Origin of the sequence: Pseudarthrobacter sulfonivorans (genome assembly GCF_001484605.1) — a bacterium.
Classification (GTDB): Bacteria; Actinomycetota; Actinomycetes; order Actinomycetales; family Micrococcaceae; genus Arthrobacter; species Arthrobacter sulfonivorans_A.
Genome location: NZ_CP013747.1, coordinates 1,867,456 through 1,881,985, shown reverse-complemented (window position 1 = coordinate 1,881,985; position 14,530 = coordinate 1,867,456). Strand labels below are relative to the sequence as shown.

Here is a 14,530-nt window from a genome sequence, read left to right as displayed (position 1 = left end):
TCCGCGCAAAACCGGACCTGGAATGCGTAGGCCGCGAACACGCTGTGTTGGTGGGGATGGCAGCCGCCTAGGAGTTCCGCAGGGCGGAGATAAGCTCGCTCTTCTTTTTGGCTGAGTAGCCGGTGAGGCCTATTTCCTTGGCTTTGGCCTTGAGTTGCGCGACGGTCCAGTCGTCGTAGTCGCCGGATTTCCCGCCCTTGCGGCCCACCGCGGAGCGGCCTTTCTTGGCGGCCGCGTTCGAGATACGGGCGGCTTTCTGCTTGGACGCGCCGTCCTCGCGCAGTTCCTCGTAGAGTTCAGGATCTTTCAGGCTCGGGTTCTTTTTGCCGGGCATGTCGTCCTCCTTCACCGGGACCGGGAAATCCTGGATGCCGTAGCGCCGTAATGGCTGGTCAGGCTTCCACGCTAATTCCGGGGTTGGGGAAACACAAGGAAACCCTAAGTTTGCTTGCTTCCGCGCCGAGCCCTAGCCCCAGACGCTTTACAGCCCGCCCCGCTGCGGCCACAATGGGTCGCATTGCAGCCCTGTGCAACAGCATGCTGTCACTCGAAACCTGTCAAGGAAAAAGCCTGTCAAAGAAGAGGGGTGCCACCATGAATGACAAAGCGGACGTAGACGAGGCAGACCGGGCATTGAAGCAAAAGCACCGGGCCATGTGGGCCTCGGGGGACTACCCTGCACTGGCCAGTGAGCTGGTACAGGATCTCGGGGCCATTCTGGTTGATGCCTGCGGAATCAAGCCGAAGCAGCACGTTTTGGACGTGGCTGCCGGTGCCGGCAACGCGGCCATCCCTGCGGCCATGATGGGTGCCCATGTGGTGGCCAGCGACCTCACGCCGGAGTTGTTCGACGCCGGCCGCCGGCAGGCTGCCGATCGCGGCGTCGGGCTTGAATGGGTGGAAGGTGACGCCGAGGCGCTGCCGTTCGAGGACGATTCATTTGACGTGGTCACGTCCTGCCTGGGCGTGATGTTCGCTCCGCACCATCAGGCCGGCGCGGACGAAATTGTGCGGGTGTGCAAACCCGGCGGCACCATCGGCCTGCTCAACTGGACGCCCGAAGGGTTCATCGGAAGGATGTTTGCCACCATGAAGCCGTTCGCGCCGCCGCCCCCGCCCGGAGCCCAGCCGCCCCCGCTGTGGGGCAGCGAAGACCACGTGCGGGAACTCTTCGGCGACAGGATCACCGATATCCAGGCGAAAAAGCGCACGCTGGCCATCCGCAGTTTCCACCAGCCGGAGGACTTCCTGCGGTACTTCAAGTCCCACTACGGTCCCACCATCTCGGTCTACAAGTTCATCGGCGACGACCAGGACAAGGCACAGGCCCTGGACAAAGCCCTCACCGAACTGGCCGATTCGTTTGGCGAGGCCCACGGTGATGCCGTATGGCAAATGGAATGGGAATATCTGCTCTTGACGGCCAAGGAGGCCCGGTAGTGCCCGTGAACCTCGTAGCCACATCCACCATCACCATTGATGCTCCGGCGGACCGCGTCTGGAAGGTCATCACCGATCCAGCCGCCGTGAAGGAATTTATGTTCGGCGCAGACCTGGAGACGGATTGGACGGAGGGTAGCCCCATCGCGTGGCGCGGCGAGTGGGAAGGCAAACCCTACGAAGACAAGGGCAAGATCCTCGAGGTAGATCCCGGCCGCAAGCTGGTCCACACGCACTTCAGTCCGCTGGGCGGCGAAGAGGACAAGCCGGAAAATTACCACACGCTCACCTGGACCCTCGAGGACCAGGACGGTGCAACAACGCTCACGCTCTCGCAGGACAACAACGCCAACGAAGACGCGGCGGAGCACTCCAAGGGCATGTGGGACATGCTCGTGGCGGACGTCAAGAAGATCGCCGAACGCGCTTAAGAACCAGCGGCCGCCGTCGTACCTTCCCCAAAGAGGGGACAGGCGCGACGGCGGCCGCTGGCGTCAAGGTGTTTACTCGGCGTCGTGATCCGTTTCCAGGATCTGGACCAGACGCGCCAGGGCGTCATCCGCGCCGGTACCTTCGGCGCGGAGCACCACAACGTCGCCGTGGGCGGCACCCAGGCTCATGAGGGACAGGATGCTCGCGGCGTCCATTGCCTCATCGACCGGCTCGCCTTCGCGGGCGATGGTGATGTCCAGGTCGAACTCGCCGGCGGCCTCCGCAAAGATGGCGGCGGGGCGGGCGTGCAGGCCTACTCGGCTGGCGACGGTTGCGGTGCGTTCTGACATTCTTGCTCCTTTTTCTTTCGGCGCCAGTAGGTTCAGCGCCGTGAATCGTTGTTTGGTAAGGCCGGGTCAGACCGTTGCGGGAACGGACTCCACGGTAGCAGCGGGCTTGGCGGCGGCCCAGCGTTTGAGGGCGATGACTGCCAGCGCGCTGACCACGGTTCCGGCCAGGATGGCGACGACGAACATCACCAGGTTGCCGATGGCGAAGAATACGAAGATACCGCCGTGGGGTGCCTGCGAGGTGACGCCGGTGGCCATGCAGAGAGCGCCGGTGAGGGCACCGCCCACCATGCTGGCGGGGATGACGCGCAGCGGGTCGGCCGCGGCGAAGGGGATGGCCCCTTCGGAGATGAAGGACGCGCCCAGCAGCCAGGCTGCTTTGCCGTTTTCACGCTCGGCCAGGCTGAATAGCTTCTTGTCGAGCACGGTGGCGAGGGCCATCGCCAGCGGCGGCACCATGCCGGCAGCCATCACGGTCGCCATGATCTGCCACGGTGCCTGGTTGGTGGCGCTGCCGGCGCTCAGACCGGCAACAGCAAACGCGTACGCAACCTTGTTGACAGGGCCGCCGAGGTCAAAGCACATCATGAGGCCAAGGATGATTCCGAGGACAACGGCTGAGGCGCCGGTCATGCCCGAGAGCCAGCCGTTGAGCGCTGCCGTAAGACCGGCGATGGGACCGCCGAGGACCAGGAACATCAGGCCGGACGCAAAGATGGAGGCCAGCAGCGGGATGATCACCACAGGCATCAGGCCACGGAGCCACCGCGGAACCTGCCAGGTCCCGATCAAGTGGGCCATGTAGCCCGCCAGCAGGCCGCCGACGATGCCGCCGAGGAAGCCTGCACCCATGAACCCCGCTACGGCGCCGGCAACAAAACCGGGCGCAATGCCCGGACGGTCGGCAATCGCGTAGGCGATGTAGCCGGCCAGGGCGGGCACTAGGAAGCCCATGGACAGGGCACCGATCTTGAACATGACCGCGCCGAGGTAGATCGCGAGTCCGCCCTCGGGCAGGTTGCCGAAGTTGTTCTCCACCACCACCTTGTCAGCGACGCCCGTGATGTCGTAACCGCCCAGCAGGAAGCCCAGGGCGATCAGCAGACCGCCACCGGCCACAAACGGAATCATGTAGCTGACACCGGTGAGCAACGCTTTCTTCAGCTTCTGGCCGATGTGCTCGCCCTTTTCGGTGGCCTCGTTCTCAGCCTGTTCCTCCGCCCCGAAGTGGGGGACGCGGCGCGCATTCGGATTGTCAGCGGCAGCGAGAGCCTCCTGGACCATCTTGGCGGGCTCGTCGATGCCGCGCTTGACGGGCGCATTGATGACGGGCTTGCCGGCAAAGCGCTCCTTGCCGCGGACGTCCACGTCCACCGCGAAAATCACGGCGTCAGCGGCAGCAATGACGGCCGGGTCCAGCGGCTTGGCGCCGGAGGAACCCTGGGTTTCCACCTGCAGGTCCACACCCATTTCCTGGGCAGCGGCAACCAGTGAATCGGCCGCCATGTACGTGTGGGCGATGCCTGTGGGGCACGCGGTTACGGCCACCAGGCGCTTCGGCCGGGCTGCAGACCCACTGGCGGCAGCAGCGGCGCCAGCTGCAGTCGCATCGACAGATGCAGCAGACGCGTGGGCTGCCGGCTTGTCCGCCAAAGCGCCGTCCACGAGTTCCACGATTTCCTCGCGGGAAGACGCCGCACGTAGCGCGGCAGTGAAGTCCTTTTTGATCAGGGACCGGGCCAGCTTGGACAGCAGCTTCAGGTGCTCCTGGTCCGCGCCTTCGGGGGCGGCGATGAAGAAGATCAGGTCCGCCGGGCCGTCCTTGGCGCCGAAGTCCACCTTGGGGTTAAGGCGGGCCATGGCCAGCGTGGGTTCGAGGACGGCGGCTGAGCGGCAGTGCGGGATGGCAATGCCGCCCGGGATGCCGGTCGCTGTCTTCTGCTCGCGGGCGAAGGCGTCGGCGAAGAGGCCTTCAACTTCTGACGCGCGGCCGGTGGCAGCAACTTTGCTGGCCAGGTGCCGGATCACGTCCTCGGGCGAGGTGCCCAGGTTCTGGTCGAGCTCGACCAGTTCGGTGGTGATGAGCTGAGTCACTGTCAATCCTTTCGAAGGGCCGTGATGGTTACGGCTTCCGGGGTGGTTTGGTGGACTGCCGGAACAGTGGAACCCGGCAGCGAAGCGGCGGCGGCACCATGTGCCACAGCCTGACGGAGGCAATCGGCCGGGGCGGCGCCCTGGCCGTGGGCGAGCAGATAGCCAGCCAGCGATGAATCGCCCGCGCCGACAGTACTGACCGCGGCGACCGGCGGATGCGTGGCCAGCCACGCGCCGTCGGCCGTTACCAGGACAGCTCCCTTGGATCCGAGAGTTGCCAGCACAGCACCCACACCGGAACGCACGACGGCGGCGGCGGCCGCTGCGGCAGCCTCCGGATCCGCTTCCAGTTCGTCTGCGGTGGACGCCGTGGCGAACCCGGCTGCAGCAGCCAGTTCCGCCAGTTCCTCGGCGTTGGGTTTGAGGAGGTCCGGTGTCCCGGACACACCGTCCGCCGAAGCATCAGCTACGGCGGCGACGAGCGGGGCGCCGGACGAATCGACGGCGATCAGCGGCGCGCCGCCGTCGGCTGCAGTCCGTAACCGCCGGGTGACAGTGGCGTAGAAGTCGGCCGGGAAGCCGGGAGGCAGGGAACCTGCCAGGACCACCCAGCTGGCGCCGCGGGCGCGCTCGAGGAGTAGCTTGATCAGGGCTTCCTGCTGGTCCTCGCTCAGCACCGGTCCGGGCTCGTTGATCTTGGTGGTCACGCCGCCCGGCTCGGTGAGCGCCACGTTGGTGCGCAGCGGCTCGTCGATGGGGAGGGCCGCGAACGGCACGCCATCGTGGCGCAGCCCGGCGAGCACGGGATCAGCGTCGGCGCCCGGGAGCACCGCAATGGTCTCCAGGCCGGAGGCAACCAGGGCGCGGGAGACATTGACGCCCTTGCCGCCGGATTCCTGGCTGACCGAGACGGCGCGCTGGACTTCGCCGCGTTCCAGGGGTCCGGGCAGGGCCACCGTGCGGTCCAGGCTGGGGTTGGCCGTGAAGGTGACGATCACGCGATCACCACGTCGACGCCGGCCTCGGTCAGGGCTGCCGCCAGTTCGGGGTTGGGCTCGCTGTCTGTAATCAAGGTGTCCAGATCTTTCAGGGAGGCGAACTGGACCAGGGTTTCTGCGTCCAGCTTGGAGGAATCGGCCAGCACCACGATGCGGCGTGCCGAATGGACGAAGGCTGCCTTGACGGCGGCTTCTTCAGGATCGGGTGTGCTGAGGCCAAAGGTGGGGTGGATGCCATTGGTGCCGATGAAGGCGATGTCCGGGCGCATCCGCTGCGCGGCCTCCACTGTTGACTGCCCCACGGCGGCCTGGGTGAGGCCGCGCACCCGGCCGCCGAGGATCTGCAGGGCGATGCCGGAAGCGCTGGACAGCTTCGCTGCAATGGGAACGGCGTGCGTGATGACCACCAGTTCGGGCCGGGGTTCCGCTGCGAAAGGCTCGACGGCGGCGCGCCGGGAGAGGAGGTCGGCCAGCGCTTCGGTGGTGGAACCGGCGTCGAGCAGGATGCTGCCGGACGTTGCCTGGGGGATCAGGGCCAGGGCCGCCTGCGCGATGCGCATCTTCTGGTCCGGACGCTGGATGGTCCGTTCGTTGATGCTTTCCTCGGTGGTGCTGAAGCGGTCGGCCGCCACTGCTCCGCCGTGGACCCGGCGCACGGTGCCGGTGGTTTCGAGGGTGGCGAGGTCGCGGCGGACGGTTTCGGTGGTGATGCGGAAGCGCTCCGCCAGCATGGTCACACTGACCCGGCCGGTGCCGGCGACTAGCTCGGCAATCTTCTGCTGGCGCTCCTCGGCGAACACGTACCCTCCATTGCGTAAAGTGCTGAATCCCAGCGGCTGCGAACTTCAGTGACTGGCATCACATGATGTTGAATTACTTGACTTTATCTTCGCTTATGTTGGTTTGTCAATGGAAACCCACATGAAACAAAGTCTGCCGGCCGGTCTTATGAGTAAGACGGTCCGGAGGACGGAAAAGCCGGGCCGGACCTGTGTGGTCCGGCCCGGCGTCCGGGTGGTTGTGGAGCCTAGATGCCGCCGTCGCGGCTTTCGTTGCGGGTGATGCGCTCGCCGGTGTTGGGATCAACCACTGAACGGGTTTCGCTGACCCGGCGACTGCGGCCCGGTGAGGCCAGGATGAGGGAGGCGATCAGCCCGATCACGCCAACAGCCATCAGGATGTAGCCCACCATGACCTGGTCTATGAAGGGGATCAGTCCTGGGGCGACGGCCCAGGCCAGGATGGCGCCGAGTGCAATAAGGAAGATGGAGGAACCGATTCTCATGACTTGCTCCTTGTTGTCCGCTGATCGTGTAGGGCGGTACTGTGTGCGGCAGTGTTCTGTGCGCCGCACTTGCTAAGCATGCTTTCCAGCGTCAGGCTACATCATGTGTCCGGTGTTGGGCGGAACGCTGGCTTCAAATCCCGAGCCGCGCCCGGCACCCCAGTCGATGTGGTGCCGGTAGACCCAGTCGAAGTTCTCCGCAGCCTTCCGGGAGAGCGAGCGGAACACGGATTTCAGGATCAGGTCCTCGAACACGCGCTTGAACTGCCCGCGGATCTTTGGCGCCGCGTTGCGCCGGCCCCACTCCACCACGGCCTCGGCGCGTTCGCGGCGCTCGCCCTCGTAGCGTGTGAATGCGGCCTCGATGACGCCTGCGGTGGGGGTTTCGGGGCTGATGCCCTGCAATGCGCGGCCCAGGGTGACGGCGTCCTCGAAGGCCATCGAGGCGCCCTGTCCGGACGACGGCGAGGCGGCGTGGGCGGCGTCGCCAACCAGGACCATCCGGCCCTGGTGCCATCTGGGGATGCTCGGGAAATCGAAGGTGGAGTAAGGCCTGATGATGTCGGGTGTGGCGGTGACGATGGCCGCCATGGGTGTCCTGTCGGCGGACATCAGGCCTGCCAACCAGTCCTTCAGCGCCGCGGGAGCGAGCCTCGATGGATCCTCCGAGGCCCGCTGTAAGGGATTGGCGAACCACCAGATCCGGCCGTCCGGGTCCTGCATGTAGCAGTAGAAGCAGCGTTTGCCGAAGATCATTTTCATCTGCCCCGGCAATGTGTCCGCGATGCCGGCGGGCATCGTTCCGGCCGGAACGATGCCGCCCGTATTGAGCAGCGGGATGCTGCGCGGTGGGGGAGATTGGGGTTCGATCAGCGTCCGGACGGTGGACCGCAGCCCGTCCGCGCCGATCAGCAGGTGGCCTTCGGCGGAGGTGCCGTCGTCGAATGCTGCGGTCACGCCGTCGGGGGTTTCCGTCACGGACCTGAGCCTCTTTCCGTACAGGATGCGGATGCCCCGACGCGTCGCCTCCGTGCGGAGCAGGCCGTAGAGCTCGGAACGGGTCAGTGTGCGGGCGGTGGTCCCGTCCGGCAGGGCGCCACCGTACTCGAAGTCGATCAGGTGGCGTCCCGTGGAGCCCAGGTACGTGGACATCCGCGGCGTGCTGAACCCCAGCCCTGCCGCGGCGTGCTTCAGCCCCAGGGTGTCCAGGGCGTCGAAGCCGTTGACGGCGACAGTAAGGAAGCCTCCGACGCCGTCTGATTGGCCGCCGTACGCTTCGAAGACAACGGGGGTGTGCCCCGCCTTTTGCAGTGACAGGGCCGTCGCCAGCCCCGCGACGCCGGACCCGATGATGAGGCAGTTCAACATGGCTGTTCTCCTTCTGAATTTATTTCGTTCGTCCAAAAGAAATATATTCGCAAAAGGGATCCAGGGCAATCCTTTCGGTGGTACGAAATAGTTTGTTAGCCTCTGAGCATGCGGACACAGCGTGAGGACCTGCTTCAGGCGGTCTACGAGTCAGGACGGGAACTGTCGACGGCGGCGGTTATGTTCCATACGAAACTCTCTGAACTGCGGGGACTCTCAGCCACCGAGGGCAAGGCGATCGACATTCTGATGCGCTTCGGCCCCCTGACGGCGGGGGAGTTCGGCGAGCGGTCAGGCTTGGCCCCCGCCTCCGTGACCGGCCTGATGCAGCGGCTCGAGGCCAAGGGTGTGGCCCGGCGCGTCCGGCATGAGGAGGACAGGCGCAAGGTGCTGATCGAACTGGTGGGGGACCAGGCCTCTGCCGCGGCGCCCTATTTCCTTCATTTCATGGGCGGGCTGGCGGCCCTGCTGGAGGGCTACAGCGACGAGCAGTTGCGGACCATCGCCGACTTCTCATCCAAGGCTGCTGCGGTCCAGCAGGATGCGGCCGGGCGCCTCGGGTCTCGGGCAGAATAGAGAGCCAAGCAGGGCGGGCGGCTTTTCCGGCACATTCGCGGCAGGAGTCGATGCGAGCCGCTGGCTCGCTGGACTGGCTACGCTGATCCGATGGAAACAGTTATGTGGTCCAAGCCGGAAAGCGAACGGGACGGCACGCCGCTGCTGGTCATGATGCATGGCTACGGCACCGATGAGTCGCGGATGGTGCGGCTGTTTGAATACCTGCCGGCCGAGTTCACTTGTGTTGCACTGCGCGCACCCATGGTGATCGGCGACCACTACGGCTGGTTCCTGCTGGACTACTTCCTGGCCAACGATTTCGCGGATGTCATCGCTGCCACCAACACGGTCCAGGCGTGGATTAACTCTGTCAGGGGCCAGCACAGCAGCGTGAGTCTGTTGGGTTACTCGCAGGGAATGGCCATGGCCAGCACGCTGCTCCGGCTCCATCCCGCGGATTACAGGGCCACGGTTGGGCTTTCCGGTTTTGTGCTGGAAAACGAGCTGCTGTCCTTGACCGAATCCTTCACGGTCCCGCCGCCCTTCTTCTGGGGGCGGGACAAGGCGGACCTGGTGATCAATGAGGACGCCACGGCCTACACCGGACAATGGCTGAACGAAAACACCCGGTTGACCGCCAGGACCTATCCGGGCATGGGCCACGCCATGAGCAAGACGGAGATGGTGGACGTCAGCGCGTTCCTGCGCCACTACGTGCTCGGCTGATCTGCGTCATCGGTTCAAGCGCGTGATCGGCTGGGCTCTGTGCCCCGTCCGGGCGTGTGCCCCGTATCGCCATATGAGAAAAAACAGTTGCGCGCGAAATTTGTAAGCGCTTACACTCGTCGGTGACCGGCTCTTTGCGGGCCGTTGAAACCGTCGGAAAGGGCAGCCGGACAGATGCCATGTGCCAGGCCTCCATCCAAGCCTCCTGCCCGACTTGCGCCGCGATGCCTGCTCCGCCAAGTTGTCAGGCCGTGCCGAGGCACTCATGATGGAAGAAGACGTTAAACAGCAGCCCGTCGGCCCGCCGTGGTTTTACCGTGGCCTTTAGCCGACCCTGCTGACCCCGGCGGCATCGTGGCCGCCCCTCTCCGCTCCTTGCTTGGACCCCTCCTTGCTGCCCGCCGCTTTTCTGCCAGCTCTTCCACGTTCCGCCTGTTTGCACAGCCCCCTTACATAGCCCCATTACTTACCGCCCCGTGACATCCCGCCCGTGACATCCCGCCTGTTGCCCGCCGTCTGAAAGGACACCGCGCATGACTGACGTTCTGAAAACCCAAAGCACCAGCTGGACCACTGCCTCCGCCATCCTGTTCGACCTCGACGGCGTGCTGACCCCCACGGCCACTGTCCACGAACAGGCGTGGAAGGAACTCTTCGAGGGCTTCCTGGCGTCCCGTCCGGATGTGCCCGGCTACCGCGAGGACGATTACTTCGATCACATCGACGGCAAGCCCAGGTTCGACGGCGTCCGGGACTTCCTGGCGTCCCGCGGCATCGTGCTCCCCGAAGGCGCGCCCAGTGACGGCACCGCCGGTCAGGGTTCCACCGAGGACTCCGGGCAGGACGCCACCCAGCAGGACGCCACCCAGCAGGACGCCGCCAACGCTACCGTCCAGGGACTGGGCAACCGGAAGAACAAGGTTTTCAACGACATCGTCAGCGCCGGCGTCGAGCCGTTTGAAGGCTCGGTGCGATTCCTGGAAGCCGCCGTGGACCGCGGACTCAAGGTCGCCGTCGTCTCCTCATCCCGGAACGCTCCGGCTGTCCTGAAGGCCGCCGGCCTGAATGGGCACTTCGAAATAGTGGTTGACGGTGTGGTTGCTGCGGCCCAGGGCCTGCCCGGCAAACCGAGTCCTGCCACGTACCAGTACGCCGCGGAACTGCTGGGCCTGCCCAGCGAAGAATGCGTGGTGGTTGAGGACGCCGTCTCGGGTGTCCAGGCCGGACACGCGGGGCAGTTCCACTCGGTGATCGGCGTGGACCGCGGCGCCGGCCGGCAGACCCTGCTCGATGCCGGAGCCACGAGCGTGGTCAACGACCTCGACGAGCTGCTCTAACAGCCATCGCCGCCTGACGCTCCCCGGCCTCAGACACGAAGCACTTCCCCGCAACGCACAACGCCAAAGGACCCCAACACCATGGCACTTATCACCGCGGACCGTGAACGGTTCCCCAACACCCCCTGGCAGCTTGTGGAAACACGCCACCAGCCGGGCAGCGCGGGCACCCTTGAGACGCTCTTTGCCCTGGGCAACGGGCACCTGGGTATCCGCGGTGCCCACTGGGCGGCCTCGGACGCAGACCTTCCGGGCAGCTTCATCAACGGCCTGCACGAGATCTGGGACATCAAGCATGCGGAGAACGCATTCGGCTTTGCCCGGACCGGGCAGCGGATCATCTACATCCCGGATGCGAACAACTTCACGGTGATCATCGACGGCGAGAGCCTCACCCTCGCCGAATCAGTCGTGCTGGACTACCGCCGCTCCGTCGACTTCGCCACCGGCATCTACGAATGCCGGATCACCTGGCTGTGCCGGTCCGGCGCCACGGTGACCACCACAGAACGCCGCGCCGTGGGCTTCGCCTCGCGCGGCAGCCTGGGCATCTCGCTCGAAGTAGCTTCGGACCGCGAGGTTTCCGCCGACGTGACGTCCTCCGTCATCAACCGCCAGGACCAGCCTGTGGAGGACCACTCGGCGCATGACCCGCGCCGGGCAGGCCGGCACGCAGGCCGGGTCCTGCTGCCGGTAAGGACCGACGGCGGCGACGGCTCGCTCCGTCTCTCCTGGGAAGCGGCGGAATCCGGGCAGCGCGTGGGAATCGCCGTGGACCACTGGACTTCCGCCGGCCACCAGCCCTTTGAGACCGTGGCAGGCGAAGACGACAGCAGCGTCCGGTACGTCCTTGCCGTCCGCTCCGACGAGCCGTTCCGGCTCGAAAAGAGCGTCAGCTATGCCGCCGGCCGCGGCGTCCAGGACTCGGATCGGGACGCGGCGGAGGCCGCCGAAGCCGGGCTCCGGTCTGTGGAGGACATCTTCACCGAGAGCCGCGAGCATTACCGCGCGTACTGGGACACCTCGGACATCGTGGTGGGCGGCCAGCCCGAGCTCCAGCAGGCCATCCGTTGGAACCTGTTCCAGCTGGCCCAGGCCACCGCGCGGGCCGACATCGCCGGCATCCCCGCCAAGGGCGTCACGGGCTCAGGCTATGAGGGGCACTATTTCTGGGACCAGGAGGTCTACCTCCTGCCCTACCTCACCTACACGAACCCCGGCGGCGCCCGCCAGGTCCTGGAGTTCCGGCACGACATGCTGCCGGCCGCCAAGATCCGGGCCAAGGAGCTCAGCGTGGAGGGCGCACTGTTCCCGTGGCGCACCATCAACGGCCTGGAAGCCAGCGCTTATTACGCCGCCGGCACGGCGCAGTTCCACATCGCTGCGGCCATCGCCTTCGCCACCCACCGCTACCTGTGGGCCAGCGGCGACGAAACCTTCCGCGAGGGCATGGGTGCCGAACTCCTGATCGAAACCGCCCGCATGTGGGCCGCCTTGGGCTTCTTCGGCAAGGACGGGGCCTTCCACATCCACGGCGTTACCGGCCCTGATGAGTACACGGCGGTTGTCAATGACAACCTCTACACCAACGTGATGGCCCGCTTTAACCTGCGTGCCGCTGCGGCGCTGGACCACCCGGAGATCGACGACGCCGAACGCGAGCTGTGGGAGCAGGCCGCGGCACGCATCCACCTGCCCTTCGACGAAGACCTGCAGGTCTACTCGCAGGACAACGACTTCATGACCCTGGAGCCGTGGGACTGGACCACTCCCAGGTCGAAGTACCCGCTGCTGCTGAACTTCCACCCGCTGGTGATCTACCGGCACCAGGTGCTGAAGCAGGCAGACACAGTGCTGGCCATGTTCCTGCAGTGGCAGGATTTCTCTGCCGAGGAGAAGCGCCGCGCGTTCGATTTTTACGACCCCATCACCACCGGCGATTCCACCCTGTCCGCCTGCGTGCAGGGGATCATGGCTGCCGAGGTGGGGCACCCTGAGGCCGCCCTGGGGCACTTCACGAACGCCGTTTTCATCGACCTGGACGACACCCATGGCAACACGATCGACGGCGTGCACATCGCCTCCGCCGGGGGAGTCTGGAGCTCGCTGGTCTCCGGTTTTGCCGGGCTTCGGGACCAGGGCCACCTGCCGTTCTTCGATCCGCGGCTTCCGGCCGAGTGGGAGGCGCTGTCCTTCCACCTGAAGATCCAGGGCCGGCTCCTGCTGGTGGAGCTCGACGCCGGGGCACTCACGCTCAGCGTCCGCAGCGGCGGACCCCTGGACGTCGATGTCCGCGGCCAGGTGCACAGCATTGGTGAAGAAGCGGTCCGGGTTGCCCTGGATCCCTTTGAGGTTCCGGAGCGTACTGTCTTCCCCAGCGGGCCCCCGACGGCGAGCCTCCCCATTGTGGGGTTTCGCGCCTGAGGTGACTGCGCGCCTGAGGTGATTACGCGCCTCAGGTGACGGGGCGCGTCAGTCTCCTGCCGCCGTCGTGCGTTCCACTTCAACTTGCCTGTCCAGCGGGTGGGCCAGTTCGTCGGCGGGCATCCGGGCGGCGATCATGGCGATCACCGCCAGGACCGGGCAGACGACGCCGGCGGCAAGGAAAATTGCCCAGATGGGGAAGACCGCGGCTGCCGGTCCGGCAAGTGCCATGGAGATGGGCATCAGCGCGAGGGACACAAAGAAGTCCAGGCTGGAGACGCGTCCCAGCAGGTGGCTGGGCACCCGTCGCTGCAGCAGGGTGCCCCAGATGACCATGCCCACGCTGCCGGTGGCGCCCCAGACGAACATTGCGGCGGCCACGGTCCAGAAGCTGTCCAGAATGCCGACGGCGGCGAGCGGCAGGCTGCCCGCACCCCAGGACACCATCATGACCGTGAGGTAGCGGCGCGGCAGTTTCAGGGATGCGGTCACCAGGGAGCCGACGGCCCCGCCCACGCCCATCACGGCCAGCAGGAAGCCGAACATCCTCGAGTCGCCGCCGAGCTGGTCGCGGACCACAAACGGCATCAGCACTTCGATGGGGCCGATCAGGAAGAGCACGGAAACGCAGGCCCACAGCAAGGTCCACAGCAGCCACGGTGTGCGGATGGTGTAGCTGATGCCCTCGCGGAGGTCGTGGAAGAAGGACGTTTTCGCGTGGCGCGTTGCCCCGGCGTCTGCCCCGGCGTGCGCCTTGGCCGCGGCGCTCCTGCCGTGAGCCCCGCCGTCGGCCCCGTTGTGGGGCGCGTCCAGGGCATGGCGCCCCAGGAAGTTCAGGACGATGAACGCCAGCAGATGGCAGGTGGCCACTCCGGTCACGGCGTGCGACGGCGAGAGCGCCGCCACCACCACGCCCGCGACGGCGGGTCCGGCCGCCTGCTGGAGGATGGGCCGCATGGTCCCCTCCATGCCATTCGCGGCCAGCAGGTCCTCGGGCGGCAGGATGCGCGGCAGGATCGCGGAGTAGGCAGGGAAGAAGAACGCGGCGCCCACGCCCAGCACAAAGCTGCCCACGGCGAGATGCCACAGCTGCAGCCATCCTGCCATGGCCAGCCCGCTGATCGCCGCGATAACGGCGAGGTTGGCGCCTTCAACGGCAATGATCAGGAGCCGCTGCGGCACGCGGTCAGCGGCGATCCCGCCCGCGAGGACGAAGGCCACCAGGCCGATGCTGCCGGCAGTGGCCACCAGGGACAGTTCCAGCGGGCCGCCGCCGAGGTGGATCACCTGGTAGACCATGGCGACAGCCCACATTCCGGATCCGAAAATGGAGATGGCCAGCGCCGCTATGAGGACCCGGTACTCGCGGTGCGCAAAGGGCCGCAGGGCTTGGAGTGTGGGCATAGGGCAAGTCTAGGCGGGGCTGGTTTTTGGCGGAACTCAACGACGTGGTCCGGTGGGCGCCGGGACCGCTTATTCTTAAGCACCCTTAGTGTTAAGGCAGGGCCGCAGCCAAAA

General features: G+C 66.0%; 14 protein-coding genes. 6 read left to right on the top strand and 8 right to left on the bottom strand.

Features of this window, described 5'->3' with window-relative positions; translation table 11 throughout:
- Positions 1-67 precede the first annotated feature (67 nt).
- Positions 68-334: a DUF7218 family protein gene (locus tag AU252_RS08325; RefSeq protein ID WP_058932833.1), complete on the bottom strand. Its 267-nt coding sequence runs from the start codon at positions 332-334 to the stop codon at positions 68-70.
- A gap of 260 nt (positions 335-594) precedes the next feature.
- On the opposite strand from AU252_RS08325, the gene AU252_RS08320 reads away from it, so the two are divergent.
- Complete coding sequence (locus AU252_RS08320; RefSeq protein ID WP_058930309.1) at positions 595-1,440, top strand: class I SAM-dependent methyltransferase; 846 nt, start codon at positions 595-597, stop codon at positions 1,438-1,440.
- Complete coding sequence (locus tag AU252_RS08315; protein ID WP_099093378.1) at positions 1,440-1,871, top strand: SRPBCC domain-containing protein; 432 nt, start codon at positions 1,440-1,442, stop codon at positions 1,869-1,871. The genes AU252_RS08320 and AU252_RS08315 overlap by 1 nt, the downstream gene beginning before the upstream one ends.
- A 72-nt stretch (positions 1,872-1,943) precedes the next feature.
- Here the strand turns inward: AU252_RS08315 and AU252_RS08310 are convergent, their stop codons facing one another.
- From AU252_RS08310 to AU252_RS08285, 6 genes are all read right to left on the bottom strand, one after another.
- Positions 1,944-2,222 (bottom strand): HPr family phosphocarrier protein, encoded by a 279-nt coding sequence (locus AU252_RS08310; RefSeq protein ID WP_058930307.1) that lies wholly within the window; start codon positions 2,220-2,222, stop codon positions 1,944-1,946.
- Positions 2,223-2,288: 66 nt separating this feature from the next.
- Positions 2,289-4,316 carry a PTS fructose transporter subunit IIABC gene (locus tag AU252_RS08305; RefSeq protein ID WP_058930306.1) on the bottom strand — a complete coding sequence of 676 codons (2,028 nt, stop codon included), beginning with the start codon at positions 4,314-4,316 and terminating at the stop codon, positions 2,289-2,291.
- Between the two features lie 2 nt (positions 4,317-4,318).
- Positions 4,319-5,314 carry a 1-phosphofructokinase family hexose kinase gene (locus AU252_RS08300; protein ID WP_058930305.1) on the bottom strand — a complete coding sequence of 332 codons (996 nt, stop codon included), beginning with the start codon at positions 5,312-5,314 and terminating at the stop codon, positions 4,319-4,321.
- Positions 5,311-6,114 (bottom strand): DeoR/GlpR family DNA-binding transcription regulator, encoded by an 804-nt coding sequence (locus AU252_RS08295; RefSeq protein ID WP_058930304.1) that lies wholly within the window; start codon positions 6,112-6,114, stop codon positions 5,311-5,313. The genes AU252_RS08300 and AU252_RS08295 overlap by 4 nt, the downstream gene beginning before the upstream one ends.
- 227 nt (positions 6,115-6,341) lie before the next feature.
- Entirely contained in the window at positions 6,342-6,599 is a 258-nt protein-coding gene (locus AU252_RS08290; protein WP_056348963.1) for a DUF6458 family protein, read from the bottom strand.
- 96 nt (positions 6,600-6,695) lie between these two features.
- Positions 6,696-7,967 (bottom strand): FAD-dependent oxidoreductase, encoded by a 1,272-nt coding sequence (locus AU252_RS08285; RefSeq protein WP_058930303.1) that lies wholly within the window; start codon positions 7,965-7,967, stop codon positions 6,696-6,698.
- A gap of 108 nt (positions 7,968-8,075) precedes the next feature.
- Here AU252_RS08285 and AU252_RS08280 point away from each other — a divergent pair, with 108 nt between their 5' ends.
- From AU252_RS08280 to AU252_RS08265, 4 genes are all read left to right on the top strand, one after another.
- Positions 8,076-8,543 (top strand): MarR family transcriptional regulator, encoded by a 468-nt coding sequence (locus AU252_RS08280; protein ID WP_058930302.1) that lies wholly within the window; start codon positions 8,076-8,078, stop codon positions 8,541-8,543.
- Positions 8,544-8,633: 90 nt separating this feature from the next.
- Complete coding sequence (locus AU252_RS08275; protein WP_058930301.1) at positions 8,634-9,251, top strand: alpha/beta hydrolase; 618 nt, start codon at positions 8,634-8,636, stop codon at positions 9,249-9,251.
- Between the two features lie 533 nt (positions 9,252-9,784).
- Positions 9,785-10,588, top strand: coding sequence for an HAD family hydrolase (locus AU252_RS08270; RefSeq protein ID WP_058930300.1), 804 nt, complete (start codon positions 9,785-9,787; stop codon positions 10,586-10,588).
- Positions 10,589-10,669: 81 nt separating this feature from the next.
- Positions 10,670-13,012 carry a glycoside hydrolase family 65 protein gene (locus AU252_RS08265; RefSeq protein ID WP_058930299.1) on the top strand — a complete coding sequence of 781 codons (2,343 nt, stop codon included), beginning with the start codon at positions 10,670-10,672 and terminating at the stop codon, positions 13,010-13,012.
- 48 nt (positions 13,013-13,060) lie between these two features.
- Here AU252_RS08265 and AU252_RS08260 read toward each other — a convergent pair whose 3' ends face one another.
- Positions 13,061-14,416, bottom strand: coding sequence for an MFS transporter (locus tag AU252_RS08260; RefSeq protein WP_058930298.1), 1,356 nt, complete (start codon positions 14,414-14,416; stop codon positions 13,061-13,063).
- Between the last annotated feature and the right edge of the window lie 114 nt (positions 14,417-14,530).

Bases quoted from the DNA above. Each gene is read 5' to 3' on its own strand.
- AU252_RS08325 (WP_058932833.1), bottom strand. From the start codon at position 334: ATGCCCGGCAAAAAGAACCCGAGCCTGAAAGATCCTGAACTCTACGAG.
- AU252_RS08320 (WP_058930309.1), top strand. From the start codon at position 595: ATGAATGACAAAGCGGACGTAGACGAGGCAGACCGGGCATTGAAGCAA.
- AU252_RS08310 (WP_058930307.1), bottom strand. From the start codon at position 2,222: ATGTCAGAACGCACCGCAACCGTCGCCAGCCGAGTAGGCCTGCACGCC.
- AU252_RS08290 (WP_056348963.1), bottom strand. From the start codon at position 6,599: ATGAGAATCGGTTCCTCCATCTTCCTTATTGCACTCGGCGCCATCCTG.
- AU252_RS08285 (WP_058930303.1), bottom strand. From the start codon at position 7,967: ATGTTGAACTGCCTCATCATCGGGTCCGGCGTCGCGGGGCTGGCGACG.
- AU252_RS08280 (WP_058930302.1), top strand. From the start codon at position 8,076: ATGCGGACACAGCGTGAGGACCTGCTTCAGGCGGTCTACGAGTCAGGA.
- AU252_RS08275 (WP_058930301.1), top strand. From the start codon at position 8,634: ATGGAAACAGTTATGTGGTCCAAGCCGGAAAGCGAACGGGACGGCACG.
- AU252_RS08270 (WP_058930300.1), top strand. From the start codon at position 9,785: ATGACTGACGTTCTGAAAACCCAAAGCACCAGCTGGACCACTGCCTCC.
- AU252_RS08265 (WP_058930299.1), top strand. From the start codon at position 10,670: ATGGCACTTATCACCGCGGACCGTGAACGGTTCCCCAACACCCCCTGG.
- AU252_RS08260 (WP_058930298.1), bottom strand. From the start codon at position 14,416: ATGCCCACACTCCAAGCCCTGCGGCCCTTTGCGCACCGCGAGTACCGG.